Origin of the sequence: Collinsella aerofaciens, from assembly GCF_039752985.1 — a bacterium.
Taxonomy (GTDB): domain Bacteria; phylum Actinomycetota; class Coriobacteriia; order Coriobacteriales; family Coriobacteriaceae; genus Collinsella; species Collinsella aerofaciens_BT.
The window spans coordinates 1-17203 of sequence record NZ_JBDMHA010000052.1 but is presented as its reverse complement, the minus strand read 5'-3'; the positions used below and the strand labels follow the sequence as shown (position 1 = coordinate 17203).

The window sequence follows — 17203 nt, the reverse complement described above, 5'->3', positions numbered from 1 at the left end:
CTGTATCCCTGTTGCCGACGAGCTCGATCTAAAGTCCGCCGCGCGTGCCGCGGGGGAGAAGTCCTTGGCCTTGATGCATGTGAAGGATTTGCTTGCGGCGACTGGCTACGTTCGCGGCGGCTGCAGCCCGGTCGGTATGAAAAAACGCTACCGGACGCTCATTGATGAGACATGTGTCCTTTGGGATACCATTTTTATTTCGGGAGGCAAGCGTGGTTATCAGCTCGAGCTTGCACCCGATGATTTAATTGCATTTTGCGGGGCGACGGTTGCCGCGATTACGAGAGAGGACTGAGCGATGGCGCAGGAAGAATTGAAGCGCGGAGCTCATTTTGCAAAAGAATCTGCGCCTCAGACACCCTCATCCGAAGCTTCTTCGTCGCGAGATGACACTGACGACATGGGCTCGTCGGACTACTCCACGGTTGGTCGTTCCGCCGGGCTTATGACCATCCTGACCATTGTGTCTCGCGTCACCGGTTTTATCCGCACGTGGGCCATGGCGGCCGCCATCGGTATGTCGCTGCTCTCGTCCTCCTATCAGGTTGCCAACAACCTGCCCAACATGCTCTACGAGCTCGTGATGGGCGGCATGCTCGTTACGGCGTTTTTGCCGGTGTATATGGGTGTGAGGCGCGAGCAGGGTCGCGAGGCATCGAACGAGTATGTCGGCAACCTGCTTGGTATTCTGCTTCTGCTGCTGGGCGGTATCTCGCTGCTGGGCACCGTGTTTGCTCCCGGCTTTATTTGGACGCAGTCGTTCCTTTCGGGCGATGGCGGCAGCATGGATACCGCTGCGTTCATGTTCCGCTTCTTTGCTATTCAAATTCTGTTTTATGGCTTGGGCTCGGTGTTCTCGGGCGTTCTCAACGCACACCGCGACTATTTCTGGTCGACGTTTGCCCCGGTTCTCAACAATGTCATCGTCATCGCCAGCTTTATGGGCTTTGCTCCCGTGTCTGCACAATTTGGCGAGCAGGCCGGTATTATCTTGATCGCAGTTGGTACGACCCTCGGCGTCTTTGTCCAGATGGCCTGCCAGATTCCCGCGCTTGGCAAGCATGGCGTGCATCCTCATATCCATATCGACTTTAAGGATCCCGCGCTGCGACAGACGATCGCGCTTGGTATCCCGACGCTGCTCGCCACGGTGTGCATGTTTGTCTCGACCTCCATTACCAATGCCGCCGCGCTGGTGGTGCAGCCCGAGACCGGCCCTTCCGTCATCGCATATGCGCGCCTGTGGTACACATTGCCCTATGCGCTGATCGCCGCCTCGCTTTCGACGGCACTCTATACCGAACTCTCTCACGATGCGCAGGAGAAGGATTACGACAGCGTCCGCACGGGCATTTCGCGCGGTGTCGCCCAGATGCTCTTCTTCCTGATTCCGTTTGCGATGTATCTGATCGTCTTCGCCCGTCCGCTCAACATGATCTACTGCGCCGGCAAGTTCGATGAATCCGGTGTGGCGCTGGTGTCGGAGTTCCTTATCTATCTGGCACTTTCCCTGCCGCTCTACGGCGTGGTCGTGCTGATGCAGAAGAGCTTCTCGGCCCTGCTCGATATGAAACCTTATAGCCGCTATTGCCTGTACTCCGCTATCGGCCAGGCCGGTTCGGTGTTGCTGTTTGGCGTGGTGCTGGGCTACGGTATGCCGGCAATTGCGCTTTCGTACGTCGTTGACTACGTGGTCTTGGTCGGATGCTCACTGTGGTGGCTGCGCCGTCGTCTGCATGGCCTTCAGGTCAAGTCTATCCTGCATGGCGGTTTCTTCGGCCTACTGTTCGGTGGCTTGGGCGCTGCCGCGGGCGCCGGCGTCATGTGGGCACTTGAGCACTTTGTCGGAGCGCTTGGCAGCTCGATCCTCATTACCCTGGGCTACGTTTGTGTTGCAGGCGTCGTCTCGCTCGCTGTAACTTTTGGTCTTGCCTTCGTCTTTAAGATGCCCGAGGTCTCGGCGCTGCTTCGTCGCAAGTAGGTGCGCGTGGCAGGTCACGACAACATTCCAACACTTGCCGAGCAGGTTTCGCGCGTTCCCACGCAACCCGGCTGCTACCTTTGGAAAGATGCCAAGGGTGATGTCATCTATGTGGGCAAGGCAAAAAACCTGCGTGCCCGTATGCGTCAATACGTGACGCTGCAGGACGAGCGTCAAAAGATCCCGCTCATGATGCAGCTGGTGGCGAGCTTCGACTATATCGTGGTGGAGACCGAGCACGAGGCATTGGTGCTCGAGCGCAATCTGATTGGCCAGTACCATCCGTACTTTAACGTCGATCTCAAAGACGATAAAAGCTATCCCTTTATCGCCATTACCAAGAGCGACTTGTTTCCGGCTATTAAATACACGCGAGAGCGTCATAAACCGGGAACGCGCTATTTTGGCCCCTATACCGATAGCCGTGCGGCGCGTGAGACCATCGATACGCTACGCAAGGTTATTCCTATTTGCTCGGCATCCTGTGCGGAATGGCGCCGCTGCCGCCGCATCGTCGAATCTCATAAGGGCGAAGAAGACATCGTCAATATGATTTGCGCGCAAAACGGGCGTCCCTGCTTTGACTACCATGTCGGGCGCGGGCCGGGCGCATGCATCGGCGCGATTTCCCCTGCCGACTATGCCAAGAACGTCAAACGTGTCGAACGTTTCTTGTCGGGCCATCGCAAGGATGTCGTTGACGAGCTTACGTCCGAGATGACGGAGGCAGCCGAGACGCTCGATTTTGAGCGTGCGGCGCGCGTCAAGCGTCGCCTGGAAGTCATTAGGGGCCTGGACGATCGCCAACAGGTCGTTTTTCCATCGAGCGTCGATATCGACGTCATCGGCTTCTATCGCGAAGAGACTATCTCTGCCGCCTGTGTCTTTGTCGTTCGCGAGGGCCGAACGGTTCGAACTTGTGAGTTCATCCTAGATAAAGGCCTGGATGTCGACGAGGAAGAGCTTCAATCGGGCTTTCTTAAGCGCTATTACGACGAGACGGCTGATATTCCAGCCGAGATCAATCTCTCTGTCGAGCTTGAGGACGCCGAAGCGTTGGGGGAGTGGCTTGCGGGCAAGCGCGAACGCTCTTGCCATCTCCATAGGCCGCAGCGCGGCGAAAAGCACCGCCTGCTCGATATGGCTTCCAAAAATGCGCGCCATGCCCTCGTGCGCTACATGATGCGCACGGGGTATGCTGACGATCGCACTAATCAGGCGCTCCTGGAGCTCGAAAGCGCGCTGGCGCTGCCTGCGCCGCCGTTGCGCATCGAGTGCTTCGATATCTCGACGTTGCACGGCACCTTTACCGTCGCTTCGATGGTGGTATTTACCAACGGCCGTGCCGACAAGGGCCAGTATCGTCGCTTTAAAATTCAGGCCGAATTGGACGAGGCGAACGACTTCGTATCGATGTCCGAGGTTCTGGGGCGTCGCTATGCTCCCGAGCGCATGGCGGACGAGCGCTTTGGCTCGCGCCCCGATTTGCTCGTTGTCGATGGCGGCAAACCGCAATTGACCGCTGCAATTAAGCAACTTGAGGCGCTTGGCCTCGATATACCAGTTTGTGGCTTGGCAAAGGCCGATGAGGAAGTTTTCGTGCCGTGGGACGAGACCCCCGTCGTGCTGCCGACCGGCTCCGCTTCGCTTTATCTGATCAAGCAGGTTCGCGATGAATCCCACCGATTTGCGATTACGTTCCATCGCGAGTTGCGCGATAAGGCTATGACGGTTTCGGTGCTTGACGACGTTCCGGGCGTGGGACCCACCAGAAAACGTGCCATTATGCGCCATTTTGGCTCGATGAAGCGTTTGCGCGCGGCAAGCGAGCAGGAGATTGCGGAAGTTCGAGGCGTTCCGGCCGATGTCGCCAAAGCGGTCCACGAGGCACTTGTTGCATGGAATGCCGAGCGCGCCCAAGCATCGGCCAGCCGTTCCGAAAACTAAACGCGCTTCTAAACAACTGATATACATGATTGGCTGATTTTTCAATCATTTATTTCGCGGCGATTACCTGCTGATTTCGGGTTTTATTAACGCTAAAACGTTTGACTAGCCATGGTGAATAACCCTGCTATCCTGCGGGTTGACGAAGACTGATATCTCACCTCGTCGATACATACTGTCTGTCGAATCGTTTGTCAATGAATTCGGTGAACGGTAGTAAATACCGTTCAAGCGTATGTATGTATCGGTCGCCGAGCGCGGCACCCAAGTTGGGTTTGTCGGTAGGTAAGGTATATATCGTCCGCAAGTTGCGCGGGGGCAAGTCTAGGTGCTCCCGGGTAAGATTCTCTATTGATAGGAGAAGACATGGCCATCATCAACAAGGGTATGTCCAGGCGTTCGTTCCTCGGCCTCACCGGCAGCGTCGCTGCTGTCGCAGGGCTTGGTCTCACCGGCTGCGGTGGCAGCTCTAGCGACGAGGGTTCCGCTTCCGGTTCCACCGATTCCGCCAACCGTGGCGGCGGCGTGATCACCGCTGGTTCCGCTTACGCTCCGTCCAGCTTCGACCCCGCCAGCACCGGCTCCGCTGTGGGCCTGGGTGCTAACTGGCACGTCGTCGAGGGCCTCTACGGCATCGATTACCACGACTACAGCACCTTCAACGAGCTCGCCACCGACGACCCCAAGTCTGTGGACGACACCACTTTCGAGGTTACCATCCGCAAGGGCGCCAAGTTCTCCGATGGCACCGAGGTCACCGCTGACGATGTCGTTGCCTCCTACACCGCTTGCGCCGCTTCCGCTACCTATGCTCCGTTCTTCCAGCCCTTCGAGTCCATCGAGGCTAAGGACGCCAGCACCGTGACGGTCAAGACCAAGGTCCCCAACTTCTCTCTGCTCAAGGATCGTCTTGCCATCATCCGCGTTACCCCGGCCACCCAGACCGAGGAGGATCGCGCCAAGCAGCCGATCGGCTCCGGCCCCTGGATGTACGACTCTATCTCCGATACCGAGATCACCCTGGTTCCCAATCCCGAGTACAACGGTGAGTATGCTGCCGAGGATAAGAAGATCCAGTACAGCATCCTGACCGACCCCACCGCTCGCGTTACCGCCCAGCAGGAAGGCTCCACGCTCGTTATGGAGCTCGTCACCGCTGACGCCGTCGACCAGCTCGAGAGCGCTGGCTGCAAGATCGACAACGTCCAGGGCTTCGGCACCCGCTTCATCATGTTCAACGTCGCCAAGGAGCCTTGGAACAACGTCAAGGTCCGTCAGGCTGTCATGTACGCGCTCGACACCGAGAAGATGATCACCAACACCTTCGCCGGCCTTGCCACCGCTGCCAGCTGCTACCTGCCCAAGAGCTTCACCAACTATCATGAGGCTTCCACGGTGTACAAGACCGACGCCAAGAAGGCCAAGAAGCTCATCGAGGAGTCCGGCATCACCCCGGGTGCCATCACCCTGCGCACCACCGACAACGAGCAGATTAAGGGCATGGCCGCCCAGGTCAAGAACGACCTCGACGCTCTCGGCTTCGAGGTGACCATCCAGACCGATACCTCGCCGGCCACCTACGCTGCCATCGACGGCGGCGAGGCCTACGATATCCTTCTCGCTCCTGGCGATCCGTCCTGCTTCGGTGCCGATCCCGACCTGCTGCTCAACTGGTGGTATGGCGACAACGTCTGGATGCAGACCCGTTGCCCGTGGAAGGAGTCCGCTGAGTGGGAGAAGCTCCACGGTCTCATGGACGAGGCTCTTGCCGCCGAGGGCGACGAGCAGCAGAAGAAGTGGAACGAGTGCTTCGACATCATCGCCGACAACGCTGTTCTGTACCCCGTTGTCCACGTCAAGACCGTCTCCGCTTCCTGGGACGATCCGTCCACCGCGCCCAACGGCGAGGCCCTCGATGGCTTCAAGGGCATCGGCACGACGAGCATGTCCTTCAGGGGCGTCGCGACCGTCAAGGCCTAAGACTCGCTTGAGTCATATGTGGGGCGTCGGTCGTAAGGCAACGTCCTCATAGTTGAAACAAAGACCCGGGCGGCCTCGATGTCGCTCGGGTCTTGTAATGAGTATCCATACTCATATACCAGTTGGTCCTACCGACAAAAGAAAGGGGAGAGAACGTGAACAACTTTCTACGTTTGATTGGAAGGCGTCTCGTGGCGCTGCCGATCATGGCATTGGGCGTCACCGTCCTGGTGTTCTTCCTTATGTCGTTCTCCAAGACCGACCCCGCCTATACGGCGTTGGGTGACGGTGCCTCGCCCGAGGCGGTTGCCGAGTACCATGAGAAGTATGGTCTGGACGACCCCTGGCCCGTGCGCTACGTGCGCTACATGGGCGATTTGATCCATGGTGACATGGGCACCTATGGTGCTGCTCGCAACTCCGTTGCCAAGCGCATCTCCACGGCCCTGCCCGTCACGATGCAGCTGACCTTCATCGGTCTTGCCATCGGCGCGGTCGTCTCGTTTTTGCTCGGCGTCATCGCGGCACTGTACCGCGATAAATGGCCGGACCAAGTGATCCGCGTCTTTTCCATCGCCGGCCTGGCAACCCCGTCGTTCTGGCTTGCCGTTCTGTTGATTCTGCTGTTCTCTTCCTACCTTAAGGTGCTCCCGGCGTCCGGTGCTCTGCCTCACTTCACCACCAACCCGGCTGGCTATCTGGGACGTATGATCATGCCCGCCATCGCCCTGGCATTCCCGCTGACGGGTCAGATGACTCGTATCGTGCGTACGGCCATGGTCGAGGAGCTCGATAAGGACTATGTCCGCATGGCCCGTGGCGCCGGCGTTCCCGAGAAGGTCGTCGTCGGCATCAACGTTTTGCGCAACGCGCTGATCACCCCGGTCACCACCCTCGGTCTTAAGATCGGCTACCTTATGGGCGGTGCCGTCGTCATCGAGGTCATCTTCAACCTCCCCGGCATGGGTACTGCGATTCTGCAGGGCGTTCAGGGCAACGAGGCGAACCTGGTTCAGGGCGTCGTCATCGTCGTTGCTCTTGCCTTCATCATCATCAACATCGTGGTTGACATGCTCTACCTGCTCATCAACCCGCGCATCAGGACGGTGTAGATTATGGTAAAGATTCGAGAGAAGCAAACCGAGCAGCTCGAGAAAGCTGCCTCCAAGGGGCTCAAGCTCGGTGGCTGGAAGAAGATGACGCTGTCTTCTAAGATTGCCGCCGTCGTGCTGGTGTTGGTCGCCCTGACCGCGATTCTGGCGCCCCTTCTTGCCCCCTATAGCCCGGTCGAGATTTTCACTGCTCGCCAGGCTCCCGGCAATGGATTTATCTTCGGTACCGACGATAAGGGCCGCGACATCCTGTCGCGTATGCTTTACGGTGGCCGTTACTCGCTGATCATCGGCTTTGGCGCCACTGCCATGGCTCTGGTCTGCGGCTCGGTCGTGGGCGCCCTCGCGGCGGTTTCGCGCAAGTCCGTTTCCGAGGCGATCATGCGCATCCTGGACATCATCATGTCCATCCCGGGCATCGCCCTCGCTGCCGTCTTCGTCTCCATCCTGGGCAATTCCGTGCCGTCGATCATCTTCGCCATCGGCTTTATGTACACTCCGCAGATTGCCCGTATCGTGCGCGCCAACATCGTGTCCGAGTACGGCGAGGACTATGTCCGCGCGGTCATCGTTTCCGGCGCCAAGGCTCCGTGGATTTTGATCAAGCATGTTCTGCGTAACTGCATCGCCCCGATCATGGTCTTCACCGTTACCCTGGTCGCCGACGCCATCATCTTCGAGGCCTCGCTGACCTTCATCGGCGCTGGTATCCAGGAGCCCACCGCTACCTGGGGCAACATCCTCGCCGACGCTCGCGGTGGCGTGCTCGCTGGCCGTTGGTGGCAGGCGCTGTTCCCGGGCCTGGCCATCATGATCACCTGCCTGGCACTCAACATCCTCTCCGAGGGCATTACCGACGCCATGGCCGCTGCTCCCTCCGCCGCCCTGGATCCGACCGACTCCTCCAAGCGCCGCGAGGCCGACCTGCTGGTCTCCGACCCCGTTCGCGCCTACAAGGAGCAGGCTCAGTCCCTGTCCGCCCGTCTTGGCGCCCTGCGTGATGTCGAACTCAAGCGTAACGACCGCCATGTGCCCGATGAGTCCGTTGAGCCGATCCTTTCGGTCCGCGATTTCTGCATCCAGTTTGAGCACCACGGTGACATCAACGTCGTCGACCACGTTAACTTTGACGTCCGTCCCGGCCAGACCATGGGCCTGGTAGGCGAGTCCGGCTGCGGTAAGTCCATCACCACGCTGGCCATCATGGGCCTGACCGACGATGACGAGCATCTTTCCGGTGAGGTTCTCTGGGAGGGCCGCGACCTGCTCAAGATGAGCAAGAAGGAGTGGTTCGGCCTGCGCGGTACCGATATCGCCATGGTCTATCAGGACGCCCTGTCCTCGCTCAACCCCTCCATGCTCATTTCCGCCCAGATGAAGCAGCTCACCAAGCGTGGCGGGACCCGTAGCGCCGAGGAGCTCCTGGAGCTCGTGGGCCTCGACCCCAAGCGTACGCTCGAGAGCTATCCGCATGAGCTTTCCGGTGGTCAGCGTCAGCGCGTTCTGATCGCTATGGCCCTTACCCGCGACCCCAAGCTGGTCATCTGCGACGAGCCCACGACCGCTCTGGACGTTACCGTCCAGAAGCAGGTCATCAAGCTGCTTAACGACCTTCAGGCCAAGCTCGGCTTTGCCATGATCTTCGTTTCGCATGACCTGGCGCTGGTCGCCGAGGTTGCCCATAACATCACGGTTATGTACGCCGGTCAGGTTATCGAGCAGGCGCCCACCAAGGAGCTGCTCACCAACCCGATTCACGAGTACACCCGCGGCCTTCTGGGTTCCGTCCTGTCCATCGAGAGCGGTTCGGGCCGCCTGCACCAGGTGCCCGGCGCCGTTCCGAGCCCGCGCGATTTCCCCAAGGGCGATCGCTTCGCGCCCCGCTCGAGCCATCCGCGCATTGGCCTGGACACCCGTCCGGTCTTCAAGCGCGTGCCCGGCACCGAGCACTTCTATTCAGAGCTCCCCGATGAGGTGCTCAAGGCAAATGGTTTGACCCCTCACGCGGAGGTGATGTAGATGAGCGAGACCGCAGTCAACGGCGTCGAGCCGATCATCTTCCTTGATGACGTCCACGTCACCTTTAGGACCCGTACCGGCTCGATTCTGCACCCCAACCTGGTTCACGCCGTCCAGGGTGTAACGATTAAGCTCATGCCCGGACAGACCATCGGCATCGTCGGCGAGTCCGGTTGCGGAAAGTCCACCACCGCTAACGTCATGTGCGGCCTGCAGGCCCCCACGAGCGGCAAGGTCTACTTTAAGGGCAAGGACGTTACCAAGCGTACCGCCGAGGACCGTCGCCACATGGGCCGCGTCATCTCGGTCGTGTTCCAGAACCCAGCCACGGCGCTCAACCCCCGCATGGTCGTTCGCGAGCAACTGCTCGACCCCATGCGCGTCCACAACCTGGGTACCGAGGCCGAGCAGGAGAAGCGCGTCAAGGAGCTCTTGGAGCTCACCGGTCTGCCCAGCTCCGCCGCCGAGGTTCTTCCCGGCCAGCTTTCGGGCGGCCAGCGCCAGCGCGTCGCAATTGCCCGTGCCCTGTCGCTGAACCCCGATGCCATCATCGCCGACGAGCCCACCTCGGCTCTGGACGTTTCGGTCCGCGCGCAGATTCTGAACCTGCTGACCGACCTTAAGAAGGAGCTCGGCCTGGCCATGGTGTTCATCAGCCATGACATCCAGACGGTCCGCTATATCTCTGACGACATCATCGTTATGAATGGCGGCAAGATCGTCGAGCAGGGCGAGGCCAAGCAGGTCTTCCAGCACCCTCAGGACCCCTACACCAAGATGCTGCTCGGCGCTGCGCCGTCGCTGCTGCATCCCAAGCTCGGCGAGTAGCCTCGCTTTCCCTCCCGTGCGCCCGGTTCCCTTGCCGGGCGCACCTCCGTTGCGATTTCGAAAGGTTGGGTTCACGAGCCATGCCAAGTGCTCAGGAGCTACAACAGCAATTTGGTGAATATCGAGGCGCTATGCCCCGTCCATCGGATTTCGATCTCTTTTGGAAGGACCGCATGGCCGAGGCCGACGCCGTTGAGCTTGACTACGCGATTGAGGCGGCTTCGGTTGCGAATTCCGCGACCTGTCGGTTTTTCGACCTCTGGTATACCGGCATGTGTGGCGCGCGCCTGCATGCCAAGTGCCTTAAACCCGTCTCGGACGAGCCCGTGCCATTGGTACTTCAGTTCCATGGATATCCGGGTGCGAGCCGCAGCTGGTTTGAGCAGGCGTCGTTTGCGGGCATGGGCATGGCGCTCATTGCTCTCGATTGTCCTGGCCAAGGAGGCCCCTCCGAGGACATTGGTGGATTTGAGGGCACGACGGTCGCGGGCCATATCGTCGCCGGTATCGACGGCGACCCGGCCAACCTCTACTATGTCCGCCTACATCAGGATATCCGCATTCTGTGCCGTATCGTTCGCGAGCTCGAGGGCATCGATCTTACCCGCGTGTATGTGAACGGCGCATCGCAGGGCGGCGGTTTGGGCATTGCGACCTGCGCGCTTAACAGCGATCTTATCAATCGCGCCGCCATCCTCTATCCCTTCCTGTCGGACTTCCGCCTGGTTTGGGATCTGGACGCCGACGATATTGCCTACGAGGGTCTGCGCTATTGGTCGCGTTGGTTTGACGAGGACTCGACTCGTATCGAGGAAGCCTATGCCAAGCTGGCGTACTTCGATTCCAAGAATTTTGCCCCCATGGTCAAGTGCCCCGTGCTGTTTGGCACGGGCACGGCCGATATCGTCTGTCCGCCGGCAACGCAGTTTGCGGTGTACAACAACCTGTCCTGCGATAAGCGTCATGAGTTCTTTGAGGGCTTTGGCCACGAGGAGATTCAGGACTTTGATGATTTGATCATTCCGTTTTTCTGTGAGGGAGGGGAGGCTCATGTCTAAGTGCGAGAGCAATGTTGACGAGCTGATAGTCCCCGAGCTTGCGGGGATTGCTGGGACGGTTTCGTCAAGGCTCTCCGATTTCCGGGATTGGCGCGGCGATGTTTTGGCGGATATATCCGATTTGAAGACAGCCGCTTCGGACCTTGAGGTTTGCGGGTTGACTGTTACGGCGATTGACTTTGTTAACCCCTGCGCCCGTTACTCGGAGGTTTCCTTTGAGCTCGGTGACCATGCGGTCCACGCTCGTTTGATTGAGCCTGTTGGTCGTGCCCGAGTATCTGAGCGCGTGCCGCTGTGCCTGATGTTCCACGACATCGATCGGCCTGTGCGCGGCTGGCATCACATGACGAGATTTGCCGCCATGGGATATGCCGTGCTTGCACTGGACGATGAGGCGATTGGACTCAGCGATCTGCAGCAGGGGATTACCTCGCCTGCTTTTGTCAGGCGCGTTCGTTGGGGCTGCGCGTTGGCGAAGGTCGCGCGTAATCTTGATGGCGTGGACCCCGATCGCATTTTTGCGTGGGGCGAGGGCCTTGGCAGCGGTGTTGCGCTGGCGGTTTCCGCCTTGGACGAGCGAGGCCTTGCCTGCACGGCGGTTGCCAATCCAATCCCCGGTGGCCTCGAGGCTCTGTCGTCTCGGGTGCGCGGATCGGTGCTCATGGGCACATCGCTTATGGACGCCGTGAGCGATCCCAAGGGTCAGTTTGCCGTATTCAACGGTCTTGAGTGTGACCGAAGGCATATCATTTATGCCAAATACGCTCACGAGCGCATCAATGCGTTCGAAAACGAAGTCGTCGACTTCTTTAACCAAACGTTCTACCCGTGTTCTTTGGCCTAGACGGCCTGGACACTGCCAACAAGAGTGGGTGGCATAGGGCCGCCCGCCAGACAACTAAGGAGATTCTTGTGGCAACTCAGAAATTCACCGGCGTCATCCCTCCCGTCGTTGTTCCCGATACCGAAGACCACCAGCTTGATGTTGCCTCCTTTGAGCGCAGCATCAACCGTATGATCGATGCCGGCGTCGATGGCCTGTTCTTCCTGGGATCCTCGGGCGAGGTCGTCTTCTCCACCGACGAGCGCCGTCGCCAGATTGTCGCCGAGGCCGTGCGCATCGTTGATCACCGTGTGCCTGTTCTGGTCGGCATCATCGACACCGAGACCGAGCGCATGATCGAGCACGGCAAGGTCGCTCAGGAGCTGGGCGCCGATGCGCTTGTCGCCACCTGCCCGTTCTATGCCCTGCAGGGCATGACCGAGGTCGAGGAGCACTTCCGCATCCTGCACGAGGAACTCGACCTTCCCATCTTCGCCTACGACATCCCCGTGTGCGTCCACACCAAGCTCCCCTGGAAGCTCCTTGCCAAGCTCGGCGCCGAGGGCGTCCTGGCCGGCGTCAAGGATTCCTCGGGTGATGACATCTCGTTCCGCTACCTCGTTCAGGAGAACGAGAAGAACGGTCATCCGATGAGCATCCTTACCGGCCACGAGGTCGTCGTCGACGGTGCTTACCTCGGCGGCGCCGACGGCTCCGTTCCGGGTCTCGCCAACGTTGAGCCCGAGGGCTACGTGCGCCAGTGGAAGGCCGCTCAGGCCGGCGACTGGGCTACCGTCAAGGCCGAGCAGGATCGCCTCAACGAGATCTCCCACATTTGGGATGTCACCTCGGGCGTCCAGGGCTATGCCGGTGGTGTTGGCGCCTTCAAGACCGCTATGAACCTCATGGGCATCTTCGACAGCCCGACCATGCCGCGCCCGGTGAAGGCCATGACCGGCGAGAACGTCGAGGCGATTAAGAAGGTCCTCCAGGACAACGGTCTCCTTTAAAGCTTTCCCAGGCACCCGATCTTGGGGCTCAAGTGGTCGGGCGTGACCCATTAGGTCAACGCCCGACCACTTTCACCCCAACCTCGGGCACCTGGGAAACCTTTACCAAGTTGCGGCGATAACACCGCCTTCATTTCCTGTAGTTGTTTTTATCTCCTAAGGAGAACGACATGGAGAACAAGTACGTCTGCTCTGTCGACATCGGCGGAACTAAGATCGCGACCGCCATTATGGAGTACCCGGCTGACGGCAGCGTGCCCCATCCCGTATTTGAGGCCGAGGTTCCTACTGAGGCCCAGGAGGGCGGCGAGGCCGTCTTCCAGCGTATCGAGGCGTCCATCAAGGCCGCTCTTGAGGCGAATCCCGATGTCGAGGTCCTCGGTGTCGGTATCGGTGCCGCAGGCGTCGTCGATCCCAAGACGGGCGCCATCGCGTATGCCAACGAGATCATGCCCGGCTGGTCCGGCGTTCAGTTGGGGCCGCGCCTGCGCGAGGACCTTGGTCTCCCCGTTGCCGTGGTGGGCGACGTGCAGGCTCATGCTCTGGGCGAGGCCCACTGGGGCGTCGGCAAGGGCAAGTTCTCCGTCTTGTGTCTGGGCATCGGTACGGGCATCGGCGGCGCATATGTCGAGAACGGCCGCGTGATGCAGGGCTTCCATGGTGCTGCCGGCCATATGGGCCACATCGAGTGTTCGGCTGCCGCCGGCATTCCCTGCGCCTGCGGGCGTTCTGGCCATCTTGAGTCGGTAGCCTCGGGCACCTCGATTGGCCGTATGTACGACGAGCGCTTCGGTCGCGTCGACCCCAGCCGTCCTTCGGTCGGTCGCGACGTGAACGACCTGTGCCGTGCTGGCGACGCAAAGGCGACCGAGGTCATCCATGACGCCGGCTTTGCGCTGGGTGCCAGCTTGGGCTCGCTCGCTAACATCCTGGACCCTGAGGTCATCGTGCTTTCGGGTGGCGTGATTCACCAAGGTCCCGATTGGCGTTCGCAGACGTGGAAGGATTCGGTGCACGAGGGCTATGCCAGCCAGGCGCTCGATCCGCTTCAGGACACGCCGATCCTCATCGGTTCTCTGGAGGGCGATGCTCCGCTCATCGGTGCCGCCGAACACCTTCTTGCATCGTTGAAGTAAACATAACTACCAAGTGCGCCTTCTGAGGTGCCGCAGATTGACGTGAAAGAGGAGCGAAGCGTACTTCGGTACGCGAGCGACGGTTTGAACGTCAAGGTGCGGTGTCTCAGAAGGCTGTTTTGAGAAAGGTTGAGTCGAACATGACCGTTGATCCTTTGATCCAGTCCCTGAAGGGCAAGCTCGTCGTGAGTGTTCAGGCGTATATGGGCGAGCCGCTTCGTACGCCCGAGACCATGGCGCAAATGTCTCGCGCTTGCGAGCTCGGCGGCGCCGCCGCCATTCGCTGCCAGGGCCTTGCCGACATTGCCGCCATTAAGGGTCGCTGTGAGGTTCCCGTCATCGGCCTGTGGAAGGATGGGCACGAGGGCGTTTACATCACGCCGACGCTGCGTCACGCTCGCGCCTGCGTTGCTGCCGGTGCCGATATCGTGGCGATCGACGCCACCGATCGTCCGCGCCCCGATGGCAAGACGGTCGAGGATACCTTCCGCCCGCTGCACGAGGAGGGTGTGCTCCTGATGGCGGATTGTGCCACCATCGAGGATATTCGCCGTGCTGTTGATATGGGCTTTGACCTGGTATCCACCACGCTTTCTCACGGCGTCGCCGCCATCGACTGCACCATGGCCGATGGCCCCGACCTGCCGCTCCTGCGTCAGGCGACTGAGGAATTCCCCGGCCTTCCTATCATTTGCGAGGGTCGCGTGCATACGCCCGAGGAGGCTCGCGCCGCGATCGATGCTGGCGCCTGGGCCGTTGTCGTCGGCACCGCCATCACGCACCCCACGAGTATTACGAGTTGGTTCAAGGCTGCACTTGAGGCGTAAGACAGGCCTCGTATCCGCTCGGGGCGGTATACTCAATATAGGCAATTGACCGCGCGGGATCCGGGTTGCTGGGTCCCGCGCTTGTTTTCGGGAGGCAGCACATGCAAAAGGGAGATGCCATGGATGCGGCGGAGCGCTCGGAGCGCATCCCCGATATCGTCATCATCACCGGAATGTCCGGATCGGGCCGAACGCAGGCCATGCATGTGTTCGAGGACATGGGCTATTTTTGCATCGACAACTTGCCTCCGCGTCTGATCGCCCAGCTTGCCGAACTCGTCGGCATCAATACGGGCGTGGGCAGGCATCTTGCCGTCACCTGTGACCTGCGCAGCCAGGGCTTGTTCGATGAGCTGCTCGATGCCGTTGCCGCACTCGATGAGCGGGAGATGAGCTGTGACATCGTGTTTCTCGAGGCCTCTGACGAGGTGCTGATCCGTCGTTATAGCGAAAACCGCCGCCGCCACCCCATTGCCAAGCCGGGGGAGACTACGGCCGATGCGATTCAGCGCGAGCGCCTGCAGCTGCAGGGTGTGCGCGATCGAGCCGATATGATTATCGATACGAGCCGCTTGCGCACTTCTGCCCTGCGCAATAAATTGCGCATGGCGTTCTCCGAGCTGTCCGACCAGCAGCTCATGGACGTTCACGTGTTCTCGTTTGGCTTTAAGCACGGCATGCCCGTCGAGGCGGACATTATGATCGACGTTCGCTTCCTGCCCAATCCGTTCTACGATCCCGAGATGCGCACCATGACCGGTCTCGATAAGAAAGTCTCTGACTTTGTTTTGGACCATCCCAAGACCCAGGAGTTCTGGAAGGCTTGGACGCAGCTGCTCGATACGGTCATGCCCGGCTATATCGCGGAGGGCAAGCCGCAGCTTTCTATTGCCATCGGCTGCACGGGCGGTCAACACCGCAGCGTTGCCATCGCCGAGGCCACGGCACGTTATTTGGAAGGCGCCCAATATCACGTGAGCATTTCCCATCGCGACCTGTCGCGCGCCAACACGAAAGCATAGGTCTGCATGTCGTTTACCGCCGAGGTGCGTGACGAGCTCGCGCGCTGCGAACCCGAATGTGAATACTGCGATTTGTCGACGCTTGCCGCCCTGACGCGTGTGAGCGGTACACTTTCGCTGGCCGGCTCCGGGCGGTATCGTTTGACGGTCGCGACCGAGACGGGTGCCGTCGCGCGCACGATGATCACACTGACGCATCGCATCCTTAAGCTCAAAACGGAATTCACCGTTCGTAAATCGGTCTTGCATAAGGTCCGTAACTATCTCATTACCCTGCCCGATCAGCCCGACCTGGACAAGGCTCTGGTGCTGCTGGGCATTCTCGACCGCAGGGGAGGGCTCGTCGCTGGTGTTCCCCGGCACATCGTTGCCCGTCCCTGCTGCAGGCTTGCCTACATCCGCGGCGCGCTCATCGCCGGCGGTTTCGTGGCCGATCCACGCGGCGATTTTCATTTGGAGATTGCGGTGCAGGGCGAGCAGTATGCCCGGGGGCTTTGCGATCTATTGGAGCAGATTGGGGTCCATGCGCGCGTTAACGCGCGGCGCGGATCCTTTGCCGTCTACATTAAGAGCGCCGAGGAGATCGAGCAGCTTCTAAAGCTGGTCGGCGCCAAGCGCAGCGTTGCCGAGATCGAGGAAGCGCGCGCGGTCAAATTGGTTAAGAACAACGTAAACCGTCGCGTGAATGCCGAGCTGGCCAATCAGACCAGAAGTGCGGGTGCCGCCCAGCATCAGCTTGCGTTGATCGATGAGCTCGAACAGCGGGGTTTGCGCGACACGCTTCCGGACGCCTTGGCGGTCTTTTGCGACCTGCGCGAGCGCTATCCTGATCTGTCACTGCGCGATCTGGGGGAGATGGCTGACCCTCCCTTGTCGAAGTCGGCCCTCTACCATCGAGTTTTGAGGCTTGAAAAGCTCATTGAAGCAAACAGGTAGTTGAGCGAAACTGCTTATATAGGGATTGAACTGCTGTTTTACTCTTTAAAACGTTTTAACGTAAATTTGATTTTCAATTTCGAGCATTCTCGTGAAATTCAAGTCAAAAAAAAGGTATATTAGGCGAGTGGTTAGTTTGTGGGCCTCAACGGCGGGCGCTGTAGCTCGCGGGGGCCTTACGAAAGGAGACACAATGGCAGTAAAGGTTGCTATTAACGGCTTCGGTCGCATCGGTCGTCTGGCTTTCCGTCAGATGTTCGGTCATGAGGGCTCCGAGATCGTCGCTATCAACGACCTCACCTCTCCCGATATGCTCGCTTACCTGCTGAAGTACGACTCCACGCAGGGCAACTACGCTCGCGATCACGAGGTCGTTGCTGGCGAGGATTCCATCACCGTTGACGGCAAGGAGATCAAGATCTACAAGGAGGCCGACGCCAACAACCTGCCTTGGGGCGACCTCGACGTCGACGTCGTTCTCGAGTGCACCGGCTTCTACACCAGCAAGGCTAAGGCTCAGGCCC

General features: G+C 59.7%; 15 protein-coding genes. All 15 read left to right on the top strand.

Annotation, left to right across the window (positions count from 1 at the left end; genetic code table 11):
• The coding region (locus ABHR76_RS07575) for a YbaK/EbsC family protein (protein WP_346977208.1) at nucleotides 1–295 on the top strand (295 nt) is incomplete at its 5' end.
• A 105-nt stretch (nucleotides 296–400) separates the two neighbouring features.
• Entirely contained in the window at nucleotides 401–1981 is a 1581-nt protein-coding gene (gene murJ, locus ABHR76_RS07570) for a murein biosynthesis integral membrane protein MurJ (protein WP_346977207.1), read from the top strand.
• A gap of 6 nt (nucleotides 1982–1987) precedes the next feature.
• Complete coding sequence (uvrC, locus tag ABHR76_RS07565) at nucleotides 1988–3928, top strand: excinuclease ABC subunit UvrC (RefSeq protein WP_346977206.1); 1941 nt, start codon at nucleotides 1988–1990, stop codon at nucleotides 3926–3928.
• Between the two features lie 366 nt (nucleotides 3929–4294).
• A complete protein-coding gene (locus tag ABHR76_RS07560; protein WP_346977205.1) occupies nucleotides 4295–5908 on the top strand; it encodes an ABC transporter substrate-binding protein in 1614 nt (537 codons plus the stop codon).
• 155 nt (nucleotides 5909–6063) lie between these two features.
• Nucleotides 6064–7020: an ABC transporter permease gene (locus ABHR76_RS07555; protein ID WP_022094871.1), complete on the top strand. Its 957-nt coding sequence runs from the start codon at nucleotides 6064–6066 to the stop codon at nucleotides 7018–7020.
• Between the two features lie 3 nt (nucleotides 7021–7023).
• Nucleotides 7024–9039, top strand: a complete 2016-nt coding sequence (locus ABHR76_RS07550) for a dipeptide/oligopeptide/nickel ABC transporter permease/ATP-binding protein (RefSeq protein ID WP_022094872.1) — start codon at nucleotides 7024–7026, stop codon at nucleotides 9037–9039.
• Nucleotides 9040–9867, top strand: a complete 828-nt coding sequence (locus ABHR76_RS07545; protein WP_006236159.1) for an ABC transporter ATP-binding protein — start codon at nucleotides 9040–9042, stop codon at nucleotides 9865–9867. It begins immediately after the preceding gene.
• 80 nt (nucleotides 9868–9947) lie between these two features.
• On the top strand, nucleotides 9948–10925 hold the full coding sequence (locus tag ABHR76_RS07540; RefSeq protein ID WP_346977204.1) for an acetylxylan esterase: 978 nt from the start codon (nucleotides 9948–9950) through the stop codon (nucleotides 10923–10925).
• Entirely contained in the window at nucleotides 10918–11769 is an 852-nt protein-coding gene (locus ABHR76_RS07535) for an acetylxylan esterase (RefSeq protein WP_346977203.1), read from the top strand. The genes ABHR76_RS07540 and ABHR76_RS07535 overlap by 8 nt, the downstream gene beginning before the upstream one ends.
• A gap of 68 nt (nucleotides 11770–11837) precedes the next feature.
• Nucleotides 11838–12758, top strand: a complete 921-nt coding sequence (locus tag ABHR76_RS07530) for a dihydrodipicolinate synthase family protein (protein ID WP_138375023.1) — start codon at nucleotides 11838–11840, stop codon at nucleotides 12756–12758.
• Nucleotides 12759–12928: 170 nt separating this feature from the next.
• Complete coding sequence (locus tag ABHR76_RS07525) at nucleotides 12929–13894, top strand: ROK family protein (RefSeq protein ID WP_022094876.1); 966 nt, start codon at nucleotides 12929–12931, stop codon at nucleotides 13892–13894.
• Nucleotides 13895–14034: 140 nt separating this feature from the next.
• Nucleotides 14035–14721: an N-acetylmannosamine-6-phosphate 2-epimerase gene (locus ABHR76_RS07520; RefSeq protein ID WP_022094877.1), complete on the top strand. Its 687-nt coding sequence runs from the start codon at nucleotides 14035–14037 to the stop codon at nucleotides 14719–14721.
• Between the two features lie 101 nt (nucleotides 14722–14822).
• Entirely contained in the window at nucleotides 14823–15743 is a 921-nt protein-coding gene (gene rapZ / locus ABHR76_RS07515; protein ID WP_346977202.1) for an RNase adapter RapZ, read from the top strand.
• A gap of 6 nt (nucleotides 15744–15749) precedes the next feature.
• Nucleotides 15750–16679, top strand: coding sequence for a DNA-binding protein WhiA (gene whiA / locus ABHR76_RS07510; RefSeq protein WP_346977201.1), 930 nt, complete (start codon nucleotides 15750–15752; stop codon nucleotides 16677–16679).
• A gap of 193 nt (nucleotides 16680–16872) precedes the next feature.
• A partial coding sequence (locus ABHR76_RS07505; RefSeq protein WP_346977200.1) for a glyceraldehyde 3-phosphate dehydrogenase NAD-binding domain-containing protein occupies nucleotides 16873–17203 on the top strand: 331 nt, incomplete at its 3' end.

Coding starts and splice junctions, on each gene's coding strand:
- ABHR76_RS07535 (WP_346977203.1), top strand. CDS start 10,918: ATGTCTAAGTGCGAGAGCAATGTTGACGAGCTGATAGTCCCCGAGCTT.
- ABHR76_RS07560 (WP_346977205.1), top strand. CDS start 4,295: ATGGCCATCATCAACAAGGGTATGTCCAGGCGTTCGTTCCTCGGCCTC.
- rapZ (WP_346977202.1), top strand. CDS start 14,823: ATGCAAAAGGGAGATGCCATGGATGCGGCGGAGCGCTCGGAGCGCATC.
- ABHR76_RS07540 (WP_346977204.1), top strand. CDS start 9,948: ATGCCAAGTGCTCAGGAGCTACAACAGCAATTTGGTGAATATCGAGGC.
- ABHR76_RS07520 (WP_022094877.1), top strand. CDS start 14,035: ATGACCGTTGATCCTTTGATCCAGTCCCTGAAGGGCAAGCTCGTCGTG.
- ABHR76_RS07545 (WP_006236159.1), top strand. CDS start 9,040: ATGAGCGAGACCGCAGTCAACGGCGTCGAGCCGATCATCTTCCTTGAT.
- ABHR76_RS07550 (WP_022094872.1), top strand. CDS start 7,024: ATGGTAAAGATTCGAGAGAAGCAAACCGAGCAGCTCGAGAAAGCTGCC.
- murJ (WP_346977207.1), top strand. CDS start 401: ATGGGCTCGTCGGACTACTCCACGGTTGGTCGTTCCGCCGGGCTTATG.
- whiA (WP_346977201.1), top strand. CDS start 15,750: ATGTCGTTTACCGCCGAGGTGCGTGACGAGCTCGCGCGCTGCGAACCC.
- ABHR76_RS07525 (WP_022094876.1), top strand. CDS start 12,929: ATGGAGAACAAGTACGTCTGCTCTGTCGACATCGGCGGAACTAAGATC.